This window comes from Pantoea sp. SIMBA_079, from assembly GCF_046940275.1.
In the GTDB taxonomy this organism is placed as follows: Bacteria; Pseudomonadota; Gammaproteobacteria; order Enterobacterales; family Enterobacteriaceae; genus Pantoea; species Pantoea borealis.
In genome coordinates, this window is sequence record NZ_JAWRYR010000019.1 from 1 (window position 1) to 25,417 (window position 25,417).

Here is a 25,417-nt window from a genome sequence, read left to right on the forward strand (position 1 = left end):
TGGTGGCTACGACGGGAATCGAACCTGTGACCCCATCATTATGAGTGATGTGCTCTAACCGACTGAGCTACGTAGCCATTCTACTGCTTTACTGCTTTTCCCGATGCTGGCTGGGATACCTGGATTCGAACCAGGGAATGCCGGTATCAAAAACCGGTGCCTTACCGCTTGGCGATATCCCATCTGTTAACGCGTATCCACGAAAACATATCGGATTGGCTGGGGTACCTGGATTCGAACCAGGGAATGCCGGTATCAAAAACCGGTGCCTTACCGCTTGGCGATACCCCATCCGGCTGCCGAAGACTGAAATGGTGCGGGAGGCGAGACTTGAACTCGCACACCTTGCGGCGCCAGAACCTAAATCTGGTGCGTCTACCAATTTCGCCACTCCCGCAAAAAAGATGGTGGCTACGACGGGAATCGAACCTGTGACCCCATCATTATGAGTGATGTGCTCTAACCGACTGAGCTACGTAGCCATCTTTTTTCGCGTTACCTTCAACGGCGTTGCGGGGCGCATTATGCGTATTGAGCTTTGTAGCGTCAACAGTTTTTTTGCCGTTTTTTACCTTGCGGTGCCCGTTTGTCTGGCTTGTAACCAGCCTGGCGCTTTATTCATCGATTTTCGATCACATCCGCGTCAGTTGCAACTAAAAAGGGACCGCTGCGGGTCCCTTATTTTTTCTGACACGACGCTTATTTGTAAGCGGACTGATGCACGCCAACGGCACGGCCGGAAGGATCGTCCATGGATTTGAACGCCTCATCCCACTCAATCGCTTTGGCCGAAGAGCAGGCCACAGACGGTCCGCCAGGCACACACTCCGCCGCGCTCGGCAGCGGGAACAGCTCCTCAAAAATTTCGCGATAGAGATACGCTTCTTTAGAGCCAGGCGTGTTGTGCGGGAAGCGGAAGTGCGCGGTCGCCAGCTGCTGATCGCTTACCTGCTGCGCCGCCACTTCTTTCAGCGTATCGATCCAGCTGTAACCGACGCCATCAGAAAACTGCTCTTTCTGACGCCACGCCACGCTCTCCGGCAGATAAGATGAGAAGCATTCACGCAGAATATGCTTTTCCATCTTCCCGTTGCTGCCGCACAGTTTATCTTCCGGGTTGATGCGCATTGCCACATCAAGGAACTTTTTGTCCAGGAACGGCACGCGTGCTTCTACACCCCAGGCTGACATCGCTTTGTTGGCGCGTGCGCAGTCAAACATATGCAGCGCCAGCAGTTTACGTACGTTCTCTTCATGGAACTCGCGGGCGTTTGGCGCTTTATGGAAGTAGAGATAGCCGCCAAATACTTCGTCCGCGCCTTCACCTGAAAGCACCATTTTGATACCCATCGCCTTGATTTTGCGGGACATCAGATACATCGGCGTTGAGGCGCGAATGGTGGTGACATCGTAGGTTTCGATGTGGTAAATCACGTCACGGATCGCGTCCAGACCTTCCTGCACCGTGAAATGAATTTCGTGGTGCACGGTACCGAGATGATCGGCAACCGCCTGCGCAGCTTTCAGATCGGGCGAACCTTCCAGACCGACAGCAAACGAGTGCAGCTGTGGCCACCAGGCGTCGCTCTTATCAGCATCTTCCACCCGTTTAGCGGCAAAACGCTTGGTGACGGCTGAAATGATTGAAGAGTCCAGTCCGCCTGAGAGCAGCACGCCGTAAGGAACGTCAGACATCAGATGGCTTTTTACTGACTCTTCCAGCGCATGTTTCAGGCCGGCAGCATCCGTGGTGTTCTGCGCAACTGCCGCAAAATCCATCCAGTCGCGCTGCCAGTAACGGCGGATCTCACCGTCAGTGCTGGAGAGGTAGCTTCCCGGCGGGAATTCTTTAATAGAGCGGCAGACCGGAACCAGCGCTTTCATTTCAGACGCCACGTAAAGGTTGCCATGCTCATCATTACCCATATAGAGCGGAATGATACCGATATGATCGCGACCAATCAGGTACTGCTGTTTTACGCTGTCCCACAGGATGAAAGCAAACATACCCTGCAGGTCGTCGAGGAAATCGACACCTTTTTCCTGATAGAGCGCCAGGATCACTTCGCAGTCGGAGCCGGTCTGAAACGCGTAACGATCGCTCAGCTCAGCGCGCAGCGCCTGATGGTTATAAATTTCGCCGTTCACGGCCAGTACGTGGGTGTGGTCAGCGTTATACAGCGGCTGTGCGCCGTTGTTAACGTCAACGATTGAAAGGCGCTCATGCACCAGGATAGCGTTATCGTCGGCAAACACACCTGACCAGTCCGGGCCGCGGTGGCGCATCAGACGGGAACACTCCAGCGCTTTCTTACGCAGTTCAGCAGAATCGCTTTTCAGATCCAGCACACCAAAAATCGAACACATAACTGACTCCTGATCTCACCCTGTGGCGATGTTATTTTGCATTTGTCCGGCAGCCTGCGCTGCGTGATGTATAAGAAAATGCGCTAATTGGTGGTGGTTGCGCAAGCAAAATAACGTTTTTATGATAAATAGAGTGTTGCAGAGGTGAATAAATTGAATTTTATCTAAAATAATAGCCGTATTTTTAGATGACATCTAATGATTTGCCGGTTTAGATCTTTTTGTCACCAGTGGTCTGAAACAAAAACGCCCCGCACACCGGTAAGTGAGCAGGGCGTCAGCTGGTTCACCGCACCAGTCAGAACAGATCGATATCGGCGACGGAAGGAAAAATCCAGTCAGGCCGGAACGGCATCGCATCGATGTCGCTCAGGGTAGAGACGCCTGACAGCACCAGAATGGTTTCGAGCCCGGCCTGGAAGCCTGCCAGAATGTCCGTGCGCAGGTTATCGCCCACGATTACCGTCTCTTCAGAGTGCGCATGCATTTTATTCAGCGCCGCCCGCATAATGTAGGGGCTGGGCTTGCCGACATAAAACGGCTTGCGTCCGGAAATGGTTTCGATACCGGCGCAGAGCGCGCCGCAGGCGGGAATAAAGCCGCGCGCATGGGTATCCGGATTGGTTGCAATAAAGCGCGCGCCATTAGCCACAAAAAAAGCGGCTTTATGCATCATATCCCAGTTAAACGAACGCGTTTCACCGACGATAACAAAGTCAGGATTGACGTCGGTAATGGTAAAGCCGGCGTTATAGAGTTCGTGAACCAGCGCACCTTCCCCGATCACATAGGCTTTTTTTCCTTCCTGACGACGCAGGAAATCAGCGGTGGCCATAGCAGAGGTATAAAAAACGGAGTCAGGAATGTCGACGCCAGCGTTGGAAAAACGGTTGGCCAGATCCTGCGCTGTCTGCGACGGATAGTTAGTCAGCACAACCAGCGGCATGCCTTTTTCCAGAATGCGCTGCAGAAATTCATTAGCCCCTTTCACGGCGGTGTTGTCATGCATCAACACGCCATCAATATCACAGATTACGCTTTTAATGGTCATACACGATCCCGGTCAGGCCTGCTCAGGCAGGTTACAGTTAATCTTCCAGCAGATGCTGCAGCAGAATGCCATTTAGCATAGCGCGTTTCGCCAGCGCAAACGCGCCAATTGCAGAGCGGTGATCCAGCTGCGAGCGCACAACCGGCAGATTTTTCCGAAACTCGCGCAGCACCTGCGTATTGATACAGCTCTCGATGGCGGGAAACAGCACTTTGTCTGCTTCAGTGATTTCGCCCGCCAGCACCACCTTTTGCGGGTTAAAAAGGTTGATTGCGATCGCAATCGCTTTGCCGAGATAACGACCAACATACTCAATCACTTCACACGCCAGCGCGTCGCCCTGATTAGCGGCGTGACAGATTTGCGGCATCAGGCAGTTATCCAGTGACAGCACACTCGGATACCCCTGGTTCAGCAGATGGCGTACGCGGTTTTCAATGGCACCATTCGCGGCGATGGTTTCCAGACAGCCAAAGTTGCCGCAGTGGCAGCGCTCGCCTAACGGATCCACCTGAATATGGCCGATTTCACCCACGTTACCGTTACTGCCCAGGAAAATCTGTCCGTTAGCAATGATGCCGGCACCGGTCCCGCGATGCAGCCGCACCAGAATCGAATCAGCACAGTCGCGGCTCGCACCAAAATAGTGCTCGGCCAGCGCCAGGCTGCGGATATCGTGACCCACAAAGCTGGTCACGCTGAACCGCTGCTGCAGGCTGGCTACCAGCGGCCAGTGGCTGACAGCAATGTGCGGCATATAGCGGATAATGCCTTTAACCGGATCGACCAGACCGGGCAGGATCACTGCGATGGCGATCAGCTCATGAATTTTGCGCTGATGCACGTTAATAAACGCGCTAATGGCATTAAATAGCGCGTTCTCCAGCGTCTCCTGCGTGCGTTCCGGTAGCGGATAATCTTCCTGCGCCAGCGATTTACCGCTTAAATCAAACAGAGTGAGCGTGGCATCATTGCGCCCGAGACGGACGCCGATGGTATGAAAGTGACGGGTTTCCGTAATAATGGAGATGGCGCGGCGACCTCCGGTAGAGGCCTGCTGCTCAACCTCTTTGATCAGGCCGCGTTCAATCAGCTGACGGGTAATCTTAGTGACACTGGCGGGCGCAAGCTGGCTGAGATCGGCAATCTGAATGCGCGAAATCGGCCCCTGTTGATCGATCAACCGATAAACGGCTGCGCTATTGAGTTGTTTGACAAGATCGACATTTCCTATTTGAGTCTGGCCGCCAGTGGTCATTCAATGCTTACTCGCTGAGGACGCTCTCTCCATTGACGAACGTCTTAATGATTTGATAATCGCGGGTAAAAACAGTGAGGTTAGCGGCTTTTCCTGCAGCTACTGTGCCCAGCTGTTTTTCCACGCCCATAGCTCTTGCCGGATAAAGCGTTGCCATGCGTAGCGCCTCATCCAGGGCAATGCCGCAATACTCTACGCTGTTCTGCACCGCTTCAATCATTGTCAGGGCTGAACCGCTCAGGGTTCCATGCTCATCCACGCACAGGCCATTGCGATAGTATATTGTTTTACCTGCAAAAATGAATTTATCAATCGCGGCACCTGCCGGCGCAGTCGCGTCAGTCACCAGAATCAGCCGTTCGCCTTTAAGCCGTTTTGCCATGCGCACGTTAGCGTAATTGACATGTAAGCCATCTGCAATGATGCCGCAGTATACATCAGGCGAATCAAACAGCGCACCGACCAGTCCGGGTTCACGTCCGCTAAAAGGGCTCATCGCATTATAAAGGTGGGTCGCGAAAGTAATGCCAGCGCTGAATCCGGCTTTTGCTTCGGCATAGGTCGCATTAGAGTGTCCGGCCGAGACGATAATACCGGCTGCGCTGAGCTGACGAATAACGTCGCTGCCTGCCTGTTCAGGCGCCAGCGTGACTTTAGTAATGACATCGGCGTTGGCACAGAGATAGTCGACCAGTGCAGGATCGGGCTGGCGTATCAGGGCCGGATTGTGCGTCCCTTTTTTCTCACGGTTAAGCCAGGGGCCTTCAAGGTGCAAACCCAGCGCCTGATTCTGATGCGTTGTCAGCCAGGCTCGCATAGTCTCTACCGCCCGCTGCATCAGTTCATCACTGCTGGTAATCAGCGTGGGCAGAAAGCTGGTACAGCCTGACTTTTCATTAGCGTGCTGCATTATCTCCAGCGTTTCCACGCTCAGCGCTTCAGGCGAATCGTTGAATTGCACACCGCCGCAGCCGTTAAGCTGCAGGTCGATAAAGCCGGGAGCGATAAATGCGCCTGCCATATCCTGTTGCGGTAGTGCTGCATCCAGCATGGCGCGCGGGCAAACCCGATCAATAATACCGTCCGCGATAACTACCGCGTGATCGTCCAGAATGTCATAGCCGGTAAAAATCCGGCCGTTTACTAATGCGTACATTATCTCTCTCCCGGCTGCGCCAGCTGCCAACGACAGCAGGCTTCTACATCGTGCTCTCAGACGCCCTGCATATTTTCCGCTTCAAGCTCGCGGAAATATTTTACCGTTTTAACTTTCAGTTCCATTGTCGCCGGCTCATCGCATACCACAACCGCTTTTGGATGCAGCTGCAGACAGCTGATGGTCCACATATGGTTTACGTTGCCCTCTACTGCCGCCTGAAGCGCCTGCGCTTTGACGTGACCTGTAACCAGAATCATCACCTCTTCTGCATCCAGCAGCGTACCCACGCCAACGGTCAGCGCATATTTAGGTACCTGGCTGACATCGCCATCAAAAAAGCGTGAATTAGCGACACGCGTATCATGCGTCAGCGTTTTTATACGGGTACGCGATGAGAGCGAGGAGGCGGGTTCATTAAACGCGATATGACCATCATTGCCTACACCACCCATAAACAGATGGATTTTACCGAGCGCACGAATCTTCTCTTCATACTGGCGACATTCTGCGTCAATATCTTCCGCATTGCCATTCAGAAGATTGATGTTTTCTGACGGAATATCAACGTGATCGAAAAAGTTGCGATACATAAAGCTGTGATAGCTTTCCGGATGCGCTTTGGGCAGGCCGACATATTCATCCATGTTGAATGTCACGACATGTTTAAAGCTGACCTGGCCTGCTTTGTGCATCTCAATCAGATGCTTGTAAGCTTCCAGCGGAGTGCCGCCCGTAGGTAACCCCAGAACAAAGGGACGCTCCGGACCTGGGTTAAAGGCGTTGATCCGGTTGACGATATGGCGGGCCGCCCATTTTCCTACCTGAGCAGGCGTAGCCAGCGGAATCAGTCTCATAGTGCACCTCGGTTAAACAGATAAAAGAATGTGCTGTAGCTGCCGTCATTAAGTGTGAACGCGGTCAGCGCGTTTATCAGCAGGCTAAAGCGAAAAAGAGCGGTTGATATTTTTTATCATAAAATAAGTTTGTAGCAGTGACCAGTATTAAGCGACTTATATTGGCTATTAAGGTGATAAAAGTCACAACTGGAGCGGTTTTAATTTGCGAGGCGAATTAATTTATCTTTACACTGCATCTCGCAGAGAATCGTCTTTTCAACACGCCAGGTGCCGGGATAATAAAATCAACCCGTACCAGGGGATACGCCAGTCTCATAGGGGGAGAACAAGGTGAGTATATTAGGCTATTTACAAAAAGTCGGCCGCGCGCTGATGGTGCCGGTGGCCACGCTGCCAGCCGCCGCTATCCTGATGGGGGTCGGCTACTGGATCGATCCTGACAGCTGGGGAGCAGGTAATGCGCTGGCGGCACTACTGATCAAGTCAGGCTCCGCCATTATTGACCACATGTCGGTACTGTTTGCGATTGGTGTTGCTTACGGTATGTCTAAAGATAAAGATGGCGCAGCGGCCCTGACCGGTTTTGTCGGCTTTCTTGTCGTGACCACGCTTTGTTCACCTGCTGCGGTCGCGATGATCCAGAAGATGCCGGTTGAACAGGTACCTGCGGCATTTGGCAAAATTGAAAACCAGTTTGTCGGCATCATGGTGGGGATTCTTTCTGCTGAGATGTATAACCGCTTCAGCCATGTCGAGCTGCCTAAAGCGCTCTCTTTTTTCAGCGGACGTCGCCTGGTACCGATCCTGGTCTCCTTCCTGATGATTGTTGTGGCGTTTATCCTGATGTACGTCTGGCCAATAATCTTTGGCGGTCTGGTAAGCTTTGGTGAACATATTCAAAAGCTGGGGTCTGTCGGAGCAGGGGTATACGCTTTCTTTAACCGGCTGCTGATCCCCGTTGGTCTGCATCACGCGCTGAATTCCGTGTTCTGGTTTGATGTCGCGGGTATTAATGACATTCCAAAATTCCTCGGCGGCGCGCAGTCTATCGCTAACGGCAGCGGCATTCCGGGTATTACGGGTCGCTATCAGGCGGGTTTCTTCCCCATTATGATGTTTGGCCTGCCGGGTGCAGCACTGGCTATCTACCACTGTTCTCGTCCGGAAAACAGGGCAAAAGTGGGCGGTATTATGCTGGCGGCCGCTTTTGCAGCCTTCTTTACCGGCATCACCGAGCCGCTGGAATTCTCCTTTATGTTCGTGGCTCCGGTCCTCTATGTGATCCACGCGGTCCTGACCGGAATTTCGGTGTTTATTGCGGCCAGCATGCAGTGGATTGCCGGCTTTGGCTTTAGCGCCGGCCTGGTAGATATGGTGCTCTCGTCGCGTAATCCACTGGCGGTGCACTGGTGGATGCTGATCCCGCAGGGCCTGGTCTTCTTCGTGATTTATTACGTGGTGTTCCGTTTTACTATCCGCAAATTCAATCTGCTGACGCCGGGCCGCGAACTGGCAGCGGATGATGAAACGGATGGTTATGATGTGAATGTTATGCAGGAAAATAGCGGGGAAACGGCGACTGAATCGCTGGCACGTCGCTATATCGCTGCCGTTGGAGGGTCTGAAAACCTGACCCATATTGACGCCTGTATCACGCGCCTGCGTCTGAACGTGAAAGATTCCGCGCAGGTCAGCGAAGGCGTGGCAAAACGTATCGGCGCGTCAGGCGTCATCCGTCTTAATAAGCAGAGCGTGCAGATTATTGTGGGTACGCAGGCGGAGAGTATCGCTACCGCGATGAAAACGGTATTGACCAAAGGCCCGGTAGCGGCCGCCAGCGCGGCGCCTGTGGCTAAACCGGTGGTGACTGCAACTGCGCCAGCTCCTGCCGCTGCACATAAGGCGATTGCCACGCTGCTGGCACCGGTATCAGGTCACGTGGTTGCTCTGGATAATGTACCGGACGAAGCGTTCGCCAGCAAAGCGGTGGGCGATGGTCTGGCGATTCAGCCAACGGGGACGCGCGTGGTGGCACCGATTGCCGGTACCATAGTAAAAATCTTCAACACTAATCACGCCTTCTGCCTTGAAACAGAGAGCGGCGTTGAGATAGTGGTGCATATGGGGCTGGACACCGTTGCGCTGGCAGGACGCGGTTTCACCCGGCTGGTGGAAGAGGGTAAAACCGTTAGCGCTGGCGAGGCGATCCTCGAGATGGATCTGGACTATCTGAATGCCCATGCGCGCTCGATGATCAGTCCGGTAGTGGTCAGCAACAGTGATGACTTCGCGGGTCTGACGCTGCTGGCAACAGGCACCGTTGTTGCCGGGGAAACGCCGCTGTATGAGGTGAAAAACTAACCCCTTAAGTCTGACTGATAAGGCAGGAAGCGATTCCTGCCTTTTTTGTTTTAAAAGCGCCAACAAACGGTTGTTTCCCTTCAGCGCTTTGTGGATCATACTCCGTTACTTCGAGGTAAAATCACCCGTTATTGTTTGAGGATTTTGAGATGAGTGAGGCTGAAGCCCGCCCAACGAACTTTATTCGTCAGATCATCGACGAAGATTTGGCGAGCGGTAAGCACAGTTCTGTGCATACCCGTTTCCCGCCAGAGCCCAATGGTTATCTGCATATTGGCCATGCAAAATCGATCTGCCTGAACTTTGGAATTGCACAGGATTATCAGGGCGAATGCAATCTGCGTTTCGATGATACCAATCCGGTTAAAGAGGATATGGAATTCGTCGAGTCGATCAAAAATGATGTGCAATGGCTGGGCTTTGAGTGGAGCGGCAACATTCGTTACTCATCCGACTATTTTGATCAGCTGTTTAATTATGCTGTTGAGCTGATCAACAAAGGACTGGCGTACGTTGATGAACTGTCACCCGAGCAGATCCGCGAGTATCGCGGCACGCTGACGGCGCCGGGCAAAAATAGCCCGTATCGCGATCGCAGCGTTGAAGAGAACCTGGCGCTGTTCCGGAAAATGCGCGACGGTGGCTTTGAAGAGGGTAAGGCCTGTCTGCGTGCCAAAATCGATATGGCTTCCAGCTTTATCGTTATGCGCGATCCGGTACTGTACCGCATTAAGTTTGCCGAGCACCATCAGACCGGCAACAAGTGGTGCATCTACCCGATGTACGATTTCACGCACTGCATCTCCGATGCGCTGGAAGGGATCACGCATTCGCTCTGTACGCTGGAGTTTCAGGATAACCGCCGCCTGTATGACTGGGTACTGGATAACATTACCATTCCGGTGCATCCGCGGCAGTATGAGTTTTCGCGCCTGAATCTTGAGTATGCTGTGATGTCGAAGCGCAAGCTGACGCAGCTGGTGAGCGAGAAGCGGGTAGAAGGCTGGGACGATCCGCGTATGCTGACCGTTTCAGGTCTGCGCCGTCGTGGTTACAGCGCGGCATCAATCCGTGAGTTCTGCCGCCGAATCGGCATCACTAAACAGGACAATATCGTTGAGATGGCTTCGCTGGAGTCGTGCATTCGTGATGATCTCAACGAAAATGCGCCGCGTGCTATGGCCGTGCTCGATCCGCTCAAAGTCGTGATTGAAAACCTGCCAGCCGGACATGATGAGATCATCACCATGCCAAATCACCCGAACCGGCCGGAGATGGGGACGCGCGAGGTGCCTTTCAGCCGTGAAGTGTGGATCGACCGCGCAGATTTCCGTGAAGAAGCCAACAAACAGTACAAGCGTCTGGTCCTGGGTAAAGAAGTGCGCCTGCGCAACGCCTATGTGATCCGCGCTGAGCGCGTGGCAAAAGATGAGGCGGGCAACATCACCTGTATCTATGCGACCTGCGATGTGGATACGCTGAGCAAAGACCCGGCTGATGGCCGTAAAGTAAAAGGGGTGATCCACTGGGTCTCCGCAATTCATGCGCTGCCCGCTGAGTTCCGCCTCTACGATCGCCTGTTCAGCGTGCCTAACCCGGGCGCGGCAGAGGATTTTCTCGCGACGCTGAATCCGGATTCGCTGCAGATTAAGCAGGGCTTTGTGGAGCCAGGACTGCGTGAAGCGGCGGCAACCTCGCCGTATCAGTTCGAGCGCGAAGGCTATTTCTGTGCAGACAGCGTTTACTCGCAGCCATCAGCGCTGGTGTTCAACCGCACTGTAGGCCTGCGCGATACCTGGGCGAAGATCGGCAGCGAATAATAACCGCTTCCGGCATCATAAAATTATATAAGGGCGAGCTTTCGCCCTTTTTTATTATCCTCTTTTGCGTAGCGGCAACCATTTATTCTGCATTAAATAAAATCGCGCACATACCCGGGTTTACGACTTGTCTGACTTTAAAAAAATTAACGCATTTGACCGTGTTAAATCCTTTTTTTCAGGTAGGCTATGCGCACTCCGGACTTGGTCTGTGGCTAGTAAAAAGGGAAAAATAATGACAAGCCTCGCTCAGGAAGCCAAACACAGTGTTGTGGTTTTACATCAGCTCATTGAACGTATTTTTAATCATGCTGATGTCAGCACCGATACCATGGGGCTGCTGCTGTCGCACTTCCATCCTGATTTCCGGATGGTAACGCCACAGGGCAGACAACTGGATTTGAATGACGTTGAAGATCTGTTTCGCCGCCTGTGCGGGCAGCGTGAAGGGATGCGCATCGCGACCAGCGAACATGCGATCATTTCTGAGCAGCAAAAAGAGGTCATCATTCAGTATCGCGAACTGCAGATAGTGAATGGCGAGAGCCACAGCCGTATTTCGCTGGCAGTGCTGGACTGCAGTACGGCAAATCCGCGCTGGCGCTACCTGCAGGAGACGCTGGTCGCCTGAATCGCAGCCACAAAAAAACCGGTGCCTGCACCGGTTTTTTTATCTTGCCGCATAGCTGACGTTATTTATCGTTATGCAGGGTTTCATCTTCACGGCAGTCACCTACTTCGCAGTGACCATACAGGTACAGGCTATGGTTGGTGAGCTTGATACCGTGACGGGTCGCGATTTCGCGCTGGCGCGTTTCAATCGACTCATCGCTGAACTCAATTACTTTACCGCAGTCCAGGCAGATAAGATGATCGTGATGCTGCTGCTGCGTTAATTCAAAAACAGACTTGCCGCCTTCGAAGTTATGGCGGGTTACAATGCCCGCGTCATCAAACTGGTTCAGAACGCGATATACCGTGGCCAGACCAATCTCTTCGCCCATGTCGATCAGGCGTTTGTACAAATCTTCCGCGCTGACGTGATGGCACTGGGGTTCCTGAAGCACTTCCAGAATCTTTAGTCTGGGCAGCGTGACTTTCAGGCCAGCCTTTTTCAATGCGGAATTGTTGTCAGTCATGCGGATATTGTCCTGTTACTTTGCTAGTCATTTGCGGCTTAACAGCCTTGAATGTGTGGTTAACGCGCATTCTCATTTGCGTCTCATTATAGAACCGGGGCAGGTGAATAGAAACCAGGCAAATGCTAAAGAAATCACCAGAGGCGGGAATAACGCTCTTGCTGTCGCCGGCGGGATTATACAGTGCTGGGTTCTCAGTTCACTCAGCCTCAGCCTGCTGACAGAGGAATAAGCCGTTAACCGTTGCGGGTATTCTACAGAATTGCAGGGAAAAGTTAAAAAAGCGTAGCTATTATTTTTATAGGCAATTCCGTTACCCGATGTTAACAGTACCTGAATCGGGTAACGGCAACACATTATGCCTCAATAATTTCTTTGAGCTGCAGCTCATCAAAAATCTGCTTCACCCAGCCTTCAACGCGTTCATTCGTCAGCTCTGGCTGGCGATCTTCATCAATCGCAAGTCCGAGGAAATGTTTGTCATCGGCCAGACCTTTAGACGCTTCAAAATGGTAACCTTCGACAGGCCAGTGACCCACGATGATCGCACCATTTGGCTCGATAATGTCGCGAATGGTACCCAGTGCATCACAGAAATACTCAGCATAATCTTCCTGATCGCCACAGCCAAACAGCGCCACCAGTTTACCATTGAAGTCGATCTCTTCCAGCGTCGGGAAGAAGTCATCCCAGTCGCACTGCGCTTCACCATAATACCAGGTAGGAATGCCCAGCAGCAGGATATCAAACGCTTCCAGATCTTCTTTGGTACTTTTAGCAATGTCATGCACTTCGGCGACATCTTTACCCAGTTGTTTCTGGATCATCTTTGCAATGTTTTCGGTGTTGCCGGTATCGCTGCCGAAGAAAATGCCTACGATTGCCATGGGTTAGGTAACCTCTTAAATCCTGAATGTGAGAGTAAGTCAACAGACTGTACAGATAAGCGAATGATAGCAGACCCTGAAAAAGCGCGGAACGCGCAAAGCGCAGAGTTTGTGTTCCTCTGTGCGGTCTGCATAAATTATATGAGTTTGAGCTGTGTCAGCAGCATCTGCTCAATCAGCTCGCTGCGGCTGATATTTTGCTGCTCAGCCAGCGTGTTGAGCGCGTCAACCGCTTCGCCGGACATTTTGAGCTCCACGCGCCGCAGCCCACGAACCTTATCGCGTTTAAGCTGATTGCGCTTATTAATGCGCAGCTGCTCATCGCGCGACAGCGGGCTGGTTTTCGGGCGACCCGGTCGTCGCTCGTCTGCAAAGAGATCAAGCGTGGTACGGTCTGTCTGTTCTTTTGCCATGATTTGCGAAACTGAGTGGGCGCGAACGGCGCCGCGCGATTAAACACATTATCGGCCCAGCCACCGTGTATAACCACCGTGGCAAAATTTTAGCGCGACATCATACTCCAGCGTCAGACGTGACGCCAATCTTAAACATAGTGCAGTAAGCTTTTGCTTTCAGAGCGTAAAAAAGCGTCGCACAGCACGTAATACGGCATCAGGCTTCTCTGCATGTACCCAATGTCCGGCACCGGCAATGACCTGCGCCCGCGCCTGAGGAAACTGGGCCAGCAGCCTGTCCCGATAGTGATTATCCAGATAAGGAGAGTCGCCGCCGCGAATAAACAGCGCCGGATGAGAAGAGACAGGGAGAGGTTCCCAGCCCGATATCGTTGTGTAGTTATCCCACAATACGGGCACATTGAACCGCCACTCCCCCTCAGCGAAGGACTTCAGGATAAACTGAATGATCCCCTCTTCAGGCACAAACTGTCGCATTATCGCCGCCGCTTCGCTGCGGCGCGTCACGCCTGCCGCAGTGACCGCGCGAATCGCCGCGAAAATCTCATCGTGCCGGCGCGTCTGATAGTCGACGGGAGCGATGTCAATCAGCACCAGCTTGCCAACGCGTTCAGGCGCCAGCGCACTCAATGCCATAGCGATTTTGCCCCCCATCGAGTGCCCAATCACATCAACCTGTGCTATCTGCTGTGCATCCAGCGTATCAACCATATCCTGCGCCATTGCAGCATAGCTCATGCTGTTGCTGCGCGCCGATAAACCGTGATTGCGGACATCCACCTGCAGCGTCGTCCGCGTATCGGCTACGCCACGTGCCAGCCCGCCAAGGTTATCCAGGCTGCCAAACAGACCGTGGATAAGCAAAATCGGTGCGCTGTGAGGATCAGATTGTGCAGTTTGCAGACGAGCATTCAAAATCATGGCTAAAGTTCTTACGGTTGAGAGCGTGGGTTAGGGTATCATGATTCTACCTGTCCGGGTGGCGGTCGCCAGGTATTAGGGCATATTCTGACTTTTGCCCGTAAACGTTGCCAGCGCTATCAGCTACTGCGGATTTAACTTTATAATCAATATGTCAGATCCCAGACTCTCTGCGTGCCCGCTACCGGTAAGGGCGTTGCAGAATGCGGGATTCTGCTAGTTGCCAGACTCGTACGGAATAAGATGAAAACGATTGAAGTTGACGAAGAACTCTACCGTTATATTGCCAGCCACACGCAGCACATCGGTGAAAGCGCCTCAGACATCCTGCGTCGCATGCTGAAATTTACCGCCAGCTCGCGCGCTGTCGCTGCGCCGGCAGCTACGACCCCGGTAAAAGAGGCAGCAGCAGCCGAGCCTGAAGCGCGTCCGCAGGATCGCGTGCGAGCCATGCGCGAGCTGATGCTGTCAGATGAGTATGCCGAGCAGAAAAAAGCGGTTAACCGCTTTATGCTGATTTTGTCAACGCTTTATCGTCTCGATCCTGATGCATTTGCCGATGCTACCGCATCGCTGCAGGGGCGTACGCGCGTCTATTTTGCCGGTAATGAACATACGCTGCTGCAAAATGGCACGCATACTAAGCCTAAGCATGTGCCAGGTACGCCATACTGGGTCATCACAAACACCAATACAGGCCGTAAATGCAGCATGGTGGAACACATCATGCTGGCTATGCAGTTCCCTTCGGAGCTGACAGAGAAAGTTTGCGGCACCATTTAAACTGAAGCGTCAGGGAGAAGCGCCAATGGCCAATCACCCCCGTGCCGGGCAGCCTGCCCAGCAGAGCGATTTGATTAACGTTGCACAATTAACCTCGCAGTATTATGTCCTGAAGCCGGATGCGGCTAACCCGGACCATGCGGTGAAATTTGGCACATCTGGCCACCGCGGCAGCGCGGGACGTCACAGCTTCAATGAAGAGCATATTCTGGCTATCGCACAGGCGATCGCCGAAGAGCGTAAAAAGAACGGTATCACCGGTCCATGCTACGTGGGCAAAGATACGCACGCGCTCTCTGAACCCGCTATCCTGTCGGTACTGGAAGTGCTGGCAGCGAACGGCGTGGATGTCATTGTGCAGCAGGATAACGGCTACACGCCAACGCCCGCTATCTCCAATGCCATTCTGGAGCACAACAAACGCGGCGGTGCGCAGGCTGACGGCATTGTGATCACCCCTTCGCACAACCCACCGGAAGATGGCGGCATTAAATACAATCCGCCAAACGGGGGTCCGGCTGATACTAACGTTACCAAAGTGGTGGAAGATCGTGCTAATCAGCTGATCAAAGGCGGTCTGCAGGATGTGAAACGCCTGCCGCTGGATCAGGCGTGGCAGAGCGGCCACATTGTCGAGCAGGATCTCATTCAGCCTTACGTGGAAGGGCTGGCACAGGTTATCGACTTCCCGGCGATTCAGAAAGCGGGACTGAAAATTGGCGTAGATCCGCTTGGCGGCTCCGGTATGGCTTACTGGCAGCGCATCGCTGAGCATTACAACCTCGATCTGACCATCGTCAATGACGCTATCGATCAGACGTTCCGCTTCATGCATCTGGATAAAGATGGCGTGGTGCGCATGGACTGTTCGTCAGAGTGTGCGATGGCCGGTCTGCTGGCGTACAAAGATAAGTTTGATCTCGCCTTTGGCAACGATCCCGATTACGACCGTCACGGTATCGTCACGCCAGCTGGCCTGATGAATCCTAACCATTACCTGGCTGTTGCCATCAACTATCTGTTCCAGCATCGTCCGCAGTGGGGCAGTGATGTTGCCGTCGGCAAAACGCTGGTCTCCAGCGCAATGATTGACCGCGTGGTTAATGATATCGGCCGTAAGCTGGTAGAAGTCCCGGTGGGCTTCAAGTGGTTTGTTGATGGTCTGTTTGATGGCAGCTTTGGCTTTGGCGGCGAAGAGAGCGCGGGAGCGTCCTTCCTGCGTTTTGATGGCTCAGCCTGGTCAACGGATAAAGATGGCATCATTCTCTGCCTGCTGGCCGCTGAAATCACTGCGGTGACCGGCAAAAACCCGCAGCAGCACTATGATGAACTGGCAGAGCGCTTTGGCGCACCAAGCTACAATCGTCTGCAGGCATCAGCAACCTCGGCACAGAAAGCTGCGCTCTCAAAACTGTCGCCGGAGATGGTCAGCGCTGACACGCTGGCAGGCGATCCGATCACTGCACGCCTGACGGCTGCTCCGGGTAACGGCGCATCCATTGGCGGGCTGAAAGTGATGACGGAGAACGGCTGGTTTGCGGCGCGTCCGTCCGGTACTGAAGATGCGTACAAGATTTACTGTGAAAGCTTCCTTGGCGCTGAGCATCGCGAGCTGATCGAGAAAGAAGCGGTGGAAATTGTCAGTGAAGTTCTGAAGAACGCCTGAGAATGAAACCGTGAAAAGGGCCGCTGCTGCGGCCCTTTTTTTATGGCATAAAACGGTAGCCGATGCCGGTTTCCGTCAGCAGGTGAGCCGGCTGCGTCGGATTGGTTTCCAGCTTCTGGCGCAGATGGCCCATATAGATGCGCAGATAGTGGCTATGCTCAACCGCATTGGGTCCCCAGACCTGATTCAGCAGCTGGCGCTGCGTCAGCACCTTGCCGGCGTTGTTCAGCAGCAGGCTGAGCAGGCGAAACTCGGTTGGCGTCAGATGCACTTCCTGACCGCTGCGGGTAATCCGGCGGGCGGACAGATCGACACAGACCTCTCCAAACAGCACGCGCGCATCGGGCTGACTGCCCTGATGACGCCGCAGTGCGACCCGCACCCTGGCCAGCAGTTCACCAATGCCAAAGGGTTTTGTCAGATAGTCATCCGCACCCGCATCCAGCGCTGCGATCTTATCCTGCTCATCGCTGCGGGCTGACAATACAATAACCGGCATACTGCTCCACTGCCGTACTTCGCGAATGAATGCAATGCCGTCACCGTCAGGCAGGCCGAGATCGAGGATCACCAGGTCGGGCTTTCGCGTTGCCGCTTCAATCAGACCACGCTGCAGCTGTTCGGCTTCAACAATTTTGAGGCCTTCACTTTCAAGCGCCAGGCGTACAAAACGACGGATCTCTTTTTCATCTTCCACAATTAAAATGGTTGTCACGCGGGCTCCTGCGACACGGTTTTCTCTACTTTAGCAATAAACCGCAGCGGCGTCCGCGCAGGTATTTGCCACAGTAAGATAACCCGTCTTTCACACCGTTGTAACGTCATCCCGCACCCCACAATAAACGGTCAAAAAAAGTTCAGAACAGGTGGTCTGATGAGTAGCAAAAGTGTGCAGCCAGGAGTAATATTTGCGACAGATCACATTTTATAATTAACTGCTCAGGAGGAATGCGATGGATAAGTGCTATTCACTGCCAAAAATTATTATACGGCGTACGCTGGTGCTGATTGCCGGTATTACAGCGCTTCCTTTTATGCTGTTCCGCCGCGATCGTGCGCGTTTCTATAGCTATCTGCACCGTATCTGGTGTAAAACCAGCACTAAACCGGTATGGCTGGAACAGTCTGAACTGGCTGGCGGCATCTACTGGTAATGGTGACTTTCTGACTGAGGCGGACGTTTTTACCCAAAGCGCCCGCTTTTTTTGACGAAATTTTTTGCACACTGCCTGTCACCTCATGCCATTCGCTGCCATTTGCGCTACACTTAAACCTCTACAAGATTTTGGAGGTTGTACAAGTATGAGCGAGAAAATTCCTGTCGGCATCAGTGCCTGCCTGCTCGGGGATAACGTCCGATTTGATGGCGGCCATAAGCGTTTTGCCTTTGCAACGGACGAACTCGCGCAATTTGTGCGCTATGAGCCCGTCTGTCCTGAGATGGCTATTGGTCTGCCTACACCCCGGCCGGCGTTAAGGCTGGTAAAACAGGGCGACGACCAGATCCATATCTGCTTCAGCAAAGATGACAATGAAGAAGTGACCAGTGAAATGCGCAGCTGGTCAGCGGAGCGCGTTAAATCGCTGCACCATCTTTGCGGCTATATTCTTTGCGCCAAATCACCCAGCTGCGGTCTGGAGCGGGTGCGCGTTTACGATCCTGCCACAAATAACAACCGTAAATCAGGTATCGGCATCTTTACTTCTTTTCTGCAGCAGGAGATGCCCTGGCTGCCGCTGGAAGAGGATGGACGCCTGCACGATCCGGTTCTGCGGGAAAATTTTACCGGGCGCGTGTTTGCGCTGCATGAGTTCAATGAAATGTGGCGTAGCGGGTTAACACGGCACAAACTGATTGCCTTTCACAGTCGCTACAAACTGCTGCTGTTGTCGCATGCACAGGACGCCTATCGCGAACTGGGACGCTTCGTCGCCGCTATGGATAAGTGGGCGTCGCTGGAAGAGTATGCCTTTGAGTACCGTAATCGTTTGATGCAGCTGATGTCGCATCGGGCCTCGCGACGCAATCACACCAACGTGCTGATGCATGTGCAGGGCTATTTCCGGCCAAAACTCAGCTCTCCTCAGCGTCAGGAATTGGCACAGCTGATCGATCGCTATCGCTGTGGCGTTCAGCCGCTGCTGGCACCCATCACCATGCTGAAACATTACATGGCTGAGTATCCGCATCCCTGGCTGGCACAGCAGCGCTATTTTGATCCCTACCCGGAAGCGTTGCGTCTGCGTTACGGACAATAAGGACGAGGCACCATGACCACACACCTGCTCTGGCTGCGCAACGATCTGCGTATTAACGATAACAGCGCGCTGGCAGCAGCGTGTCATGACAGAGAGGCTGACGTGCTGGCGCTGTTTATCGCTACGCCGAAACAGTGGCGACAGCACAGCATGTCTGCAAAACAGGCCACATTTATTCACCAGAATCTGTGTGAGCTGCAGCAGGCGCTGGCGGAGCGCGGCATCCCGCTGCATTTTTATCAGTGTGATGATTTTGCGGCTTCGGTCGACTACCTGCGCGACTTCTGCAAAACGCACCGTGTGGATGCGCTGTTTTATAACTATCAGTATGAAATCAATGAGCGTGAGCGCGATGCTGCGGCAGAAAAGCAGCTGGATGAGCAGGGCGTTATCTGTCAGGGATTTGATGACAGCCTGCTGCTGCCGCCCGGCAGTGTGCAGACCGGAAACAACACTACGTTTAAAGTTTTTACGCCGTTCAGCAAAGCGTTTCTTAAACGGCTGCAGCAGGGATTGCCGGAGTGCCACAAGGCCCCTGAAGCACGCAGGGGTGCGCCGCTGAAAAGCACGAAAAAAATCCCCGCCTTTGATTATCCGGCTGAAGAACCCGATGAAAAGCTGTTTCCGGCTGGCGAACCGGCGGCGTTAAAACGCCTGCGCGCGTTTGCCAGACAGCCGGTACTGGATTATCCGTCAGAGCGCGACGCGCCCGCCAGCGACGGCACCAGCCAGCTGTCAGCCTATCTCTCAACCGGCGTACTCTCACCCCGGCAGTGTCTGCATCGGATTGTGAAAGAGCATGCTGATGCGCTGAAAGGAGGAAAAGCCTTTACCTGGATCAGTGAGCTGATCTGGCGGGAATTCTATCGCCATCTGATCGTGGCCTATCCGGCGCTCTGTAAACATCAGCCGTTTATCGACTGGACTCATCACGTCAGCTGGCAGAAAGACAGCGCCCATTTTGACGCCTGGAAAGCGGGCAAAACCGGCTATCCCATCGTTGATGCAGGTATGCGCCAGATGAACCGCATTGGCTGGATGCACAACCGGCTGCGCATGATCACCGCCAGCTTTCTGGTAAAAGATCTGCTTATCGACTGGCGGCAGGGCGAGCGCTACTTTATGGAACAGCTGATTGACGGTGATTTTGCTGCCAACAACGGCGGCTGGCAGTGGGCGGCTTCCACCGGCACCGATGCCGTGCCCTATTTCCGCATCTTTAATCCGACTACGCAGGGTGAACGGTTCGATAAGCAGGGCACGTTTATCCGGCAGTGGCTGCCGGAGCTGAAAGAGGTGCCCGACAGCGATATTCATCAGCCGCACGTCTGGGCGAAGAAAAATAACAAGAAACTCGATTATCCCCTGCCAATCGTGGAACATAAGGCGGCACGCAAAAAGACATTAGACGCCTTTGAACGCGCACGCGGCGCGGCCTGAGGCGATTACGGAGCCTTTATGAATAACATTGAGCTGGAAAAGATCGTTAACCAGCAGCTAAACAGCAGCGCGTTTAGCGACTATGCACCTAACGGACTGCAGGTTGAGGGACGCAGTGAAGTCAGAAGAGTGGTTACCGGCGTTACGGCCTGCCAGGCGCTGCTGGATGAAGCGGTAAAGCGGAATGCCGATGCGGTTCTGGTGCACCACGGCTATTTCTGGAAAAACGAAGCCCCGGCAATAAAAGGCATGAAACGACAGCGTCTGCGCACGCTGCTGGCTAACGATATTAATCTCTATGGCTGGCATCTGCCGCTGGATGCGCATCCGCAGCTGGGGAATAACGCGCAGCTGGCGCGCCTGTTTGATATCGACGTCAGGGGTGAAATCGAGCCGCTGCTGCCCTGGGGTGAGCTGCGCACGCCGCTCAGCGGCAGCGACCTGGCAGAAAAAATCGCGCAGCGTCTGGGACGCACGCCGCTGCACTGCGGTGATAACGCACCCGCGCTGATCAAACGCGTGGCCTGGTGCAGCGGCGGTGGTCAGGGCTTTATCGACAACGCGGCCGCGGCCGGCGTTGACGCCTTTATTACGGGCGAAGTCTCTGAGCAGACCATTCACAGCGCGCGCGAACAGGGGCTGCACTTTTTCGCCGCGGGCCATCACGCGACCGAGCGCGACGGTATCAAAGCGCTGGGTGAGTGGCTGGCGCAGCATTACCACCTCGATGTTACCTTTATCGATATCGACAATCCTGCCTGATTTTTCTCTCTCTGCGTCCGCTCGCCGGGCGCAAACTGGTTGACACATCTCCGCCACTTTTGCATAACCTATTGAACCTGAGCAGCTATGTGAAATGTTTATCGTGCCGCAGCACGTCTGCCGGCGCGCGTTATTCACGATCGGGAGGTGGGTTTTGCAACAGGCACGTTGTTATTTACTGGGAGAGCGGGCGGTTGTACTGGAACTGGCGCCGCCGGTTTCGCTCGCCAGTCAGCAGCGCATCTGGGGATTATGTGAACGACTGCAGCAGGATGAGCAGGTGCAGGAGGTGATCCCCGGTATGAACAACCTCACGCTGATACTGCGCGAGTCACAAATCAATGCGCAGGACGCCATTGAGCGTCTGCAGCGCTGGTGGGAAGAGGGTGAAGAGCAGCTGCAGAATAATCCCCGGCTGATCGAGATCCCGGTGGTGTATGGTGGCAGTGCCGGACCCGATCTGTCAGAAGTGGCAGATCGCGCCGGGCTGACGCCGCCGCAGGTGGTAGAGCTGCACAGCAGCGCAGACTACATTGTCTATTTTCTTGGCTTCCAGCCTGGTTTCCCCTATCTGGGCGGCCTGGATACGCGACTACATACGCCGCGTCGCGCCGAGCCGCGCGTGGCCGTCCCGGCTGGTTCAGTGGGGATTGGCGGCAGTCAGACCGGTATCTATCCGCTGGCTGCCCCCGGCGGCTGGCAGCTGATTGGCCATACGCCACTCAGCCTGTTTGATCCGCTTAAGCAGCCGCCCACGCTGATGCGCCCCGGCGATCGCGTTCGGTTTGTGCCGCAGAAGGAGGGCATATGCTGAATATTTTACGCGCCGGGTTAATGACCTCGGTACAGGATCGCGGGCGGCACGGCTGGCGTCAGCTGGGCATCAGCCTGAGCGGTGCGCTGGATGAGCCCTCCATGCGTACCGCAAATATGCTGGTGGGTAACAGCGAGAACAGCGCGGTACTGGAGATTGTGCTGGGTCAGTTCAGGGCGGAGTTTCAGCGCGACGGCTGGTTTGCGCTCACGGGCGCGGCCTGCAACGCGGAGCTGGATGGCAAGCCGGTCTGGACCGGATGGCGCCTGCCGGTGCGGCGCGGTCAGGTCCTTACGCTATCCATGCCAACCCGCGGCATGCGCAGTTATCTGGCGGTAAACGGCGGGTTTGCGGTAGCAGAAATGCTGGGCTCGCACAGCACCGATCTGAAAGCTGCGTTTGGTGGCTGGCAGGGCCGCAGGCTGCAGGATGGCGATCGTCTGCCGCTGGGCGAGCCAACCCGCCGCTTCAGCCAGCCGGCGGGTGTGCGCCAGCTGCTGTGGGGGAACCGCATTCGTGCGCTGCCGGGTCCGGAATATAGCGAATTTACCCAGGAGGCGCAGGAGGCATTCTGGCGTAACCCGTGGAAACTGAGCCCGCAGAGTAACCGCATGGGATATCGCCTGCAGGGCGACAGCCTGCAGCGGACCGCCACGCGCGATCTGCTCTCACATGGTCTGGTGCCTGGCGTGGTACAGGTGCCGCCAAACGGCCAGCCTATTGTGCTGATGGCGGATGCACAGACCACCGGCGGCTATCCGCGGATCGCCTGCATCATCGAGGCGGATATTTATCAGCTGGCGCAAATCCGGCTCGGCGAACCGATTCACTTTATTCCGTGTACGCTGGAGGAGGCGCTGCTGGCGAAACAGCAGCAGCAGCGCGCGCTGGATCAGATAGCCTGGGGGCTTACGCATGAAAATTGATCTCAATGCCGATCTTGGCGAAGGCAGCAGCAGCGATCGGGAACTGCTGTCGCTGGTAAGCTCTGCCAATATCGCCTGCGGTTTTCACGCCGGTGATGCGCAAACCATGCTGCAGTCGGTACGCTGGGCCAATGCGTCAGGGGTCGCAATCGGCGCTCATCCGGGCTTTCCCGATCGCGAGAACTTTGGCCGCACGGCGATGCAGCTGCCGCCGGAAACAGTCTATGCCCAGATGATCTATCAGACTGGCGCGCTGAAAAGCATGACGGAAAGTGAAGGCGCGCGGCTGTTTCACGTTAAGCCGCACGGCATGCTCTATAACCAGGCCGCCGCCGATCCGCAGCTCGCTGACGCGATTGCCCGGGCAGTACGGGCGGTGGATGCTCAGCTTATTCTGGTTGGCCTGGCGGGCAGCGAGCTGATTGCGGCAGGTGCGCGGTACGGCCTGCGCACCCGTGAAGAGGTGTTTGCCGATCGGGGCTATCTGGCGAGCGGGGCGCTGGTGCCGCGCAGCCAGCCAGGTGCACTGATTGACGATGCCGATCAGGCGCTGGCGCAGACGCTGACGATGGTAAAGCAGCAGCAGGTAAAAAGCGTGAGCGGTGAGTGGGTCGCCGTCAATGCGGAGACGGTCTGCCTGCATGGCGATGGCGCGCATGCGCTGCAGTTTGCCCGCACGCTGCGCGCCGCGTTTGCGGCTGAGCAGATTGCCGTCAGCAGTGTATAACTCTCCCTTTTTTGCCCGGCACGCTGTTGCCGGGCTTTTTGTTTTCAGTGAGGAAAATCATGGAGAACGTTGTTAACCTCTGGCCCCTGCTGGGGATCCTGGCCATCATTATCGGCTTTTTATTACGCTTCAACCCGGTGCTGGTGGTCATTGTCGCAGGCTTTGTCACTGGCCTGGCGGCGCAGATGCCGCTCGGCGACATTCTGGAAAAGCTCGGTTCCGGCTTTCTGAATACGCGCAACCTGCCGCTGATCCTGCTGCTGCCGCTGGCGGTTATCGGTCTGCTGGAACGCCACGGATTGAAAGAGCGTGCGCAGAGCTGGATTGCGCAGATCAAAACCGCGACCGCCGGCCGTCTGCTCATCGTCTACCTGTTTGTGCGTGAAGCAACCGCCGCGCTGGGACTGACCAGTCTGGGCGGCCATCCACAGATGGTACGTCCGCTGCTGGCACCGATGGCAGAAGGTGCGACGGAAAACCGCTACGGTGAAGTTTCACCTGAAATACGTCACCGGCTGCGCGCCATGTCCGCCGCAACAGATAACGTCGGCCTTTTCTTTGGTGAGGATATCTTTGTCGCGTTTGGCGCCATTATCTTTATGCATAACTTCATGCAGGAATCAGCCGGTATTACCACCGAGCCGCTGCATATTGCGCTGTGGGGGATCCCGACCGCGCTGTGCGCCTTTCTTATCCACTCGGCTCGTCTGATACGGCTGGATCGCCAGCTGTCGCGTGAGCTGGGTGCGCTGAATCAGCAGGCGCTGCACGCCAGGGAGGAGAAGTAATGTTTCAGCAACAATATCTGATGTGGCTGGCAGGGGCGATTCTGCTGGTGGTGGCGCTGCTCTCCTGGGGAGACCGCGCTAATCCGCGTCGTCTGACCACCGGTCTCTTCTGGGCGCTCTACGGCCTGATTTTTCTGATTGGTGATGGCGCATATCAGCTGGCAGGGCAGTGGGCCGGCGACGCTGAGCTGGGCCGCCGCTGGCTGCATATTGCCACCGGGGTGGTCGTGGTTGTGATGGCGCTGATCGCCGGCTGCGGTGGTGTTCGCCTCGGACGCTATCATCAGCGCACGGATGCAGAAAAACAGGCCAGCGCCAGGCGTCTGGGCAATAAACTGTTCTTACCCGCCCTGGCGATACCGCTGGTTACGGTGATTGGCGTACTGGCGTTTAATCATATTCCCGGCCTGCAGGAGCAGGTGTTTGGCGCGGGCAACCACGCCACGCTGGTGACGCTGTTTTCAATGATGGTGGGCTGTATTCTGGGCTGGCTGATTGCGCTGGCGTTTACGCGGGAAAAGCCGCTGCAGTCGATGCAGGAGACACGCCGTCTGCTGGATGCGGTAGGCTGGGCATTTATTCTGCCGCAGATCCTTGCCACGCTGGGATTGCTGTTTACCAGCGCCGGTGTCGGCAGTGCGATTTCACACCTCACTGAACACTACCTGGCGGTGGATAACCGGCTGATTGCGGTGACGGTCTATGCCGGAGGAATGGCGCTGCTGACGATGGTAATGGGCAACGCCTTTGCCGCCTTCCCGATTGTAACTGCCGGCGTCGGCATCCCGATTCTGGTGCTGCAGCATGGCGGTAACCCAGCCGTCATGGCGGCGATCGGCATGTTCTCCGGCTACTGCGGTACGCTGATGACCCCGATGGCGGCAAACTTCAATATCGTACCGGCGCGCCTGCTGGAGCTGCCGGATCGTAATGCGGTGATCAAGGCTCAGGTTCCAACCGGTGTACTACTCTTGTTAGTGAATATTTTCCTGCTCTACTTCCTGATGTTTCTGTGA

24 protein-coding genes and 5 tRNA genes are annotated in these 25,417 nt (G+C 54.9%); 14 read left to right on the plus strand and 15 right to left on the minus strand.

Translation table 11 applies throughout. The annotated features are described in order from the left end of the window. The 10 genes from SB719_RS17670 to nagB all read right to left on the minus strand — a co-directional run bounded on the left by SB719_RS17670 (position 1) and on the right by nagB (position 6,689). Positions 1–77, minus strand: a tRNA-Met gene (locus SB719_RS17670). A 30-nt stretch (positions 78–107) separates the two neighbouring features. Further along, a tRNA-Gln gene (locus SB719_RS17675) sits at positions 108–182 on the minus strand. 34 nt (positions 183–216) lie between these two features. Further along, positions 217–291: transfer RNA gene (locus SB719_RS17680), tRNA-Gln, on the minus strand. Positions 292–312: 21 nt separating this feature from the next. Continuing rightward, positions 313–397 (minus strand) — tRNA-Leu (locus tag SB719_RS17685). Between the two features lie 8 nt (positions 398–405). Continuing rightward, positions 406–482 (minus strand) — tRNA-Met (locus SB719_RS17690). A gap of 217 nt (positions 483–699) precedes the next feature. Then, on the minus strand, positions 700–2,367 hold the full coding sequence (asnB, locus tag SB719_RS17695) for an asparagine synthase B (protein WP_292969675.1): 1,668 nt from the start codon (positions 2,365–2,367) through the stop codon (positions 700–702). A 298-nt stretch (positions 2,368–2,665) separates the two neighbouring features. Then, on the minus strand, positions 2,666–3,418 hold the full coding sequence (locus SB719_RS17700; protein WP_039383168.1) for an HAD-IIA family hydrolase: 753 nt from the start codon (positions 3,416–3,418) through the stop codon (positions 2,666–2,668). A 37-nt stretch (positions 3,419–3,455) separates the two neighbouring features. Beyond that, positions 3,456–4,676, minus strand: a complete 1,221-nt coding sequence (gene nagC / locus SB719_RS17705; protein ID WP_065649866.1) for a DNA-binding transcriptional regulator NagC — start codon at positions 4,674–4,676, stop codon at positions 3,456–3,458. A 7-nt stretch (positions 4,677–4,683) separates the two neighbouring features. Beyond that, a complete protein-coding gene (nagA, locus tag SB719_RS17710; protein ID WP_304232294.1) occupies positions 4,684–5,832 on the minus strand; it encodes an N-acetylglucosamine-6-phosphate deacetylase in 1,149 nt (382 codons plus the stop codon). Positions 5,833–5,888: 56 nt separating this feature from the next. After that, positions 5,889–6,689 carry a glucosamine-6-phosphate deaminase gene (gene nagB, locus SB719_RS17715; RefSeq protein ID WP_065649864.1) on the minus strand — a complete coding sequence of 267 codons (801 nt, stop codon included), beginning with the start codon at positions 6,687–6,689 and terminating at the stop codon, positions 5,889–5,891. A gap of 339 nt (positions 6,690–7,028) precedes the next feature. On the opposite strand from nagB, the gene nagE reads away from it, so the two are divergent. From nagE to SB719_RS17730, 3 genes are all read left to right on the plus strand, one after another. Continuing rightward, positions 7,029–9,053, plus strand: coding sequence for an N-acetylglucosamine-specific PTS transporter subunit IIBC (nagE, locus tag SB719_RS17720; protein ID WP_412159531.1), 2,025 nt, complete (start codon positions 7,029–7,031; stop codon positions 9,051–9,053). Positions 9,054–9,202: 149 nt separating this feature from the next. Continuing rightward, entirely contained in the window at positions 9,203–10,873 is a 1,671-nt protein-coding gene (glnS, locus tag SB719_RS17725; protein WP_304232299.1) for a glutamine--tRNA ligase, read from the plus strand. Between the two features lie 235 nt (positions 10,874–11,108). After that, a complete protein-coding gene (locus SB719_RS17730; RefSeq protein ID WP_065649862.1) occupies positions 11,109–11,504 on the plus strand; it encodes a hypothetical protein in 396 nt (131 codons plus the stop codon). Between the two features lie 61 nt (positions 11,505–11,565). On the opposite strand, the gene fur is transcribed toward SB719_RS17730, so the two are convergent. From fur to ybfF, 4 genes are all read right to left on the minus strand, one after another. Beyond that, entirely contained in the window at positions 11,566–12,012 is a 447-nt protein-coding gene (gene fur, locus SB719_RS17735) for a ferric iron uptake transcriptional regulator (protein WP_039383181.1), read from the minus strand. Between the two features lie 356 nt (positions 12,013–12,368). Further along, positions 12,369–12,899 (minus strand): flavodoxin FldA, encoded by a 531-nt coding sequence (gene fldA / locus SB719_RS17740; RefSeq protein ID WP_065649861.1) that lies wholly within the window; start codon positions 12,897–12,899, stop codon positions 12,369–12,371. 137 nt (positions 12,900–13,036) lie between these two features. Continuing rightward, positions 13,037–13,312, minus strand: coding sequence for a LexA regulated protein (gene ybfE, locus SB719_RS17745; protein WP_039383184.1), 276 nt, complete (start codon positions 13,310–13,312; stop codon positions 13,037–13,039). 159 nt (positions 13,313–13,471) lie between these two features. Further along, entirely contained in the window at positions 13,472–14,236 is a 765-nt protein-coding gene (gene ybfF / locus SB719_RS17750) for an esterase (protein WP_412159526.1), read from the minus strand. 243 nt (positions 14,237–14,479) lie between these two features. Between ybfF and seqA the strand changes: the two genes are divergently transcribed. Further along, positions 14,480–15,019 (plus strand): replication initiation negative regulator SeqA, encoded by a 540-nt coding sequence (seqA, locus tag SB719_RS17755; protein ID WP_304232311.1) that lies wholly within the window; start codon positions 14,480–14,482, stop codon positions 15,017–15,019. A gap of 25 nt (positions 15,020–15,044) precedes the next feature. Next, a complete protein-coding gene (gene pgm / locus SB719_RS17760) occupies positions 15,045–16,685 on the plus strand; it encodes a phosphoglucomutase (alpha-D-glucose-1,6-bisphosphate-dependent) (protein WP_039383189.1) in 1,641 nt (546 codons plus the stop codon). A 40-nt stretch (positions 16,686–16,725) separates the two neighbouring features. Here pgm and kdpE read toward each other — a convergent pair whose 3' ends face one another. Beyond that, positions 16,726–17,400, minus strand: coding sequence for a two-component system response regulator KdpE (kdpE, locus tag SB719_RS17765; protein ID WP_065649857.1), 675 nt, complete (start codon positions 17,398–17,400; stop codon positions 16,726–16,728). 238 nt (positions 17,401–17,638) lie between these two features. Between kdpE and SB719_RS17770 the strand changes: the two genes are divergently transcribed. The 9 genes from SB719_RS17770 (at position 17,639) to SB719_RS17810 (ending at position 25,417) form a co-directional block, all read left to right on the plus strand. Continuing rightward, positions 17,639–17,839 carry a YbfA family protein gene (locus SB719_RS17770; RefSeq protein WP_065649856.1) on the plus strand — a complete coding sequence of 67 codons (201 nt, stop codon included), beginning with the start codon at positions 17,639–17,641 and terminating at the stop codon, positions 17,837–17,839. A 148-nt stretch (positions 17,840–17,987) separates the two neighbouring features. Beyond that, positions 17,988–18,944 (plus strand): YbgA family protein, encoded by a 957-nt coding sequence (locus SB719_RS17775; protein ID WP_065649855.1) that lies wholly within the window; start codon positions 17,988–17,990, stop codon positions 18,942–18,944. Positions 18,945–18,956: 12 nt separating this feature from the next. Continuing rightward, entirely contained in the window at positions 18,957–20,384 is a 1,428-nt protein-coding gene (phrB, locus tag SB719_RS17780) for a deoxyribodipyrimidine photo-lyase (RefSeq protein ID WP_314687722.1), read from the plus strand. Positions 20,385–20,402: 18 nt separating this feature from the next. Further along, complete coding sequence (locus tag SB719_RS17785) at positions 20,403–21,146, plus strand: type 2 GTP cyclohydrolase I (RefSeq protein WP_039383201.1); 744 nt, start codon at positions 20,403–20,405, stop codon at positions 21,144–21,146. A gap of 154 nt (positions 21,147–21,300) precedes the next feature. Then, positions 21,301–21,960 carry a 5-oxoprolinase subunit PxpB gene (pxpB, locus tag SB719_RS17790; protein WP_304232319.1) on the plus strand — a complete coding sequence of 220 codons (660 nt, stop codon included), beginning with the start codon at positions 21,301–21,303 and terminating at the stop codon, positions 21,958–21,960. Further along, complete coding sequence (gene pxpC, locus SB719_RS17795; RefSeq protein ID WP_314687718.1) at positions 21,954–22,886, plus strand: 5-oxoprolinase subunit PxpC; 933 nt, start codon at positions 21,954–21,956, stop codon at positions 22,884–22,886. Before pxpB ends, pxpC begins: the two co-directional genes overlap by 7 nt. Then, positions 22,876–23,613, plus strand: coding sequence for a 5-oxoprolinase subunit PxpA (gene pxpA / locus SB719_RS17800; RefSeq protein WP_304232325.1), 738 nt, complete (start codon positions 22,876–22,878; stop codon positions 23,611–23,613). The genes pxpC and pxpA overlap by 11 nt, the downstream gene beginning before the upstream one ends. Positions 23,614–23,672: 59 nt before the next feature. After that, positions 23,673–24,401, plus strand: a complete 729-nt coding sequence (locus tag SB719_RS17805; RefSeq protein WP_065649849.1) for a DUF969 domain-containing protein — start codon at positions 23,673–23,675, stop codon at positions 24,399–24,401. After that, the gene (locus SB719_RS17810) at positions 24,401–25,417 is read left to right on the plus strand and encodes a DUF979 domain-containing protein (RefSeq protein WP_065649848.1); all 1,017 of its coding nucleotides are present in this window, start codon (positions 24,401–24,403) and stop codon (positions 25,415–25,417) included. Before SB719_RS17805 ends, SB719_RS17810 begins: the two co-directional genes overlap by 1 nt.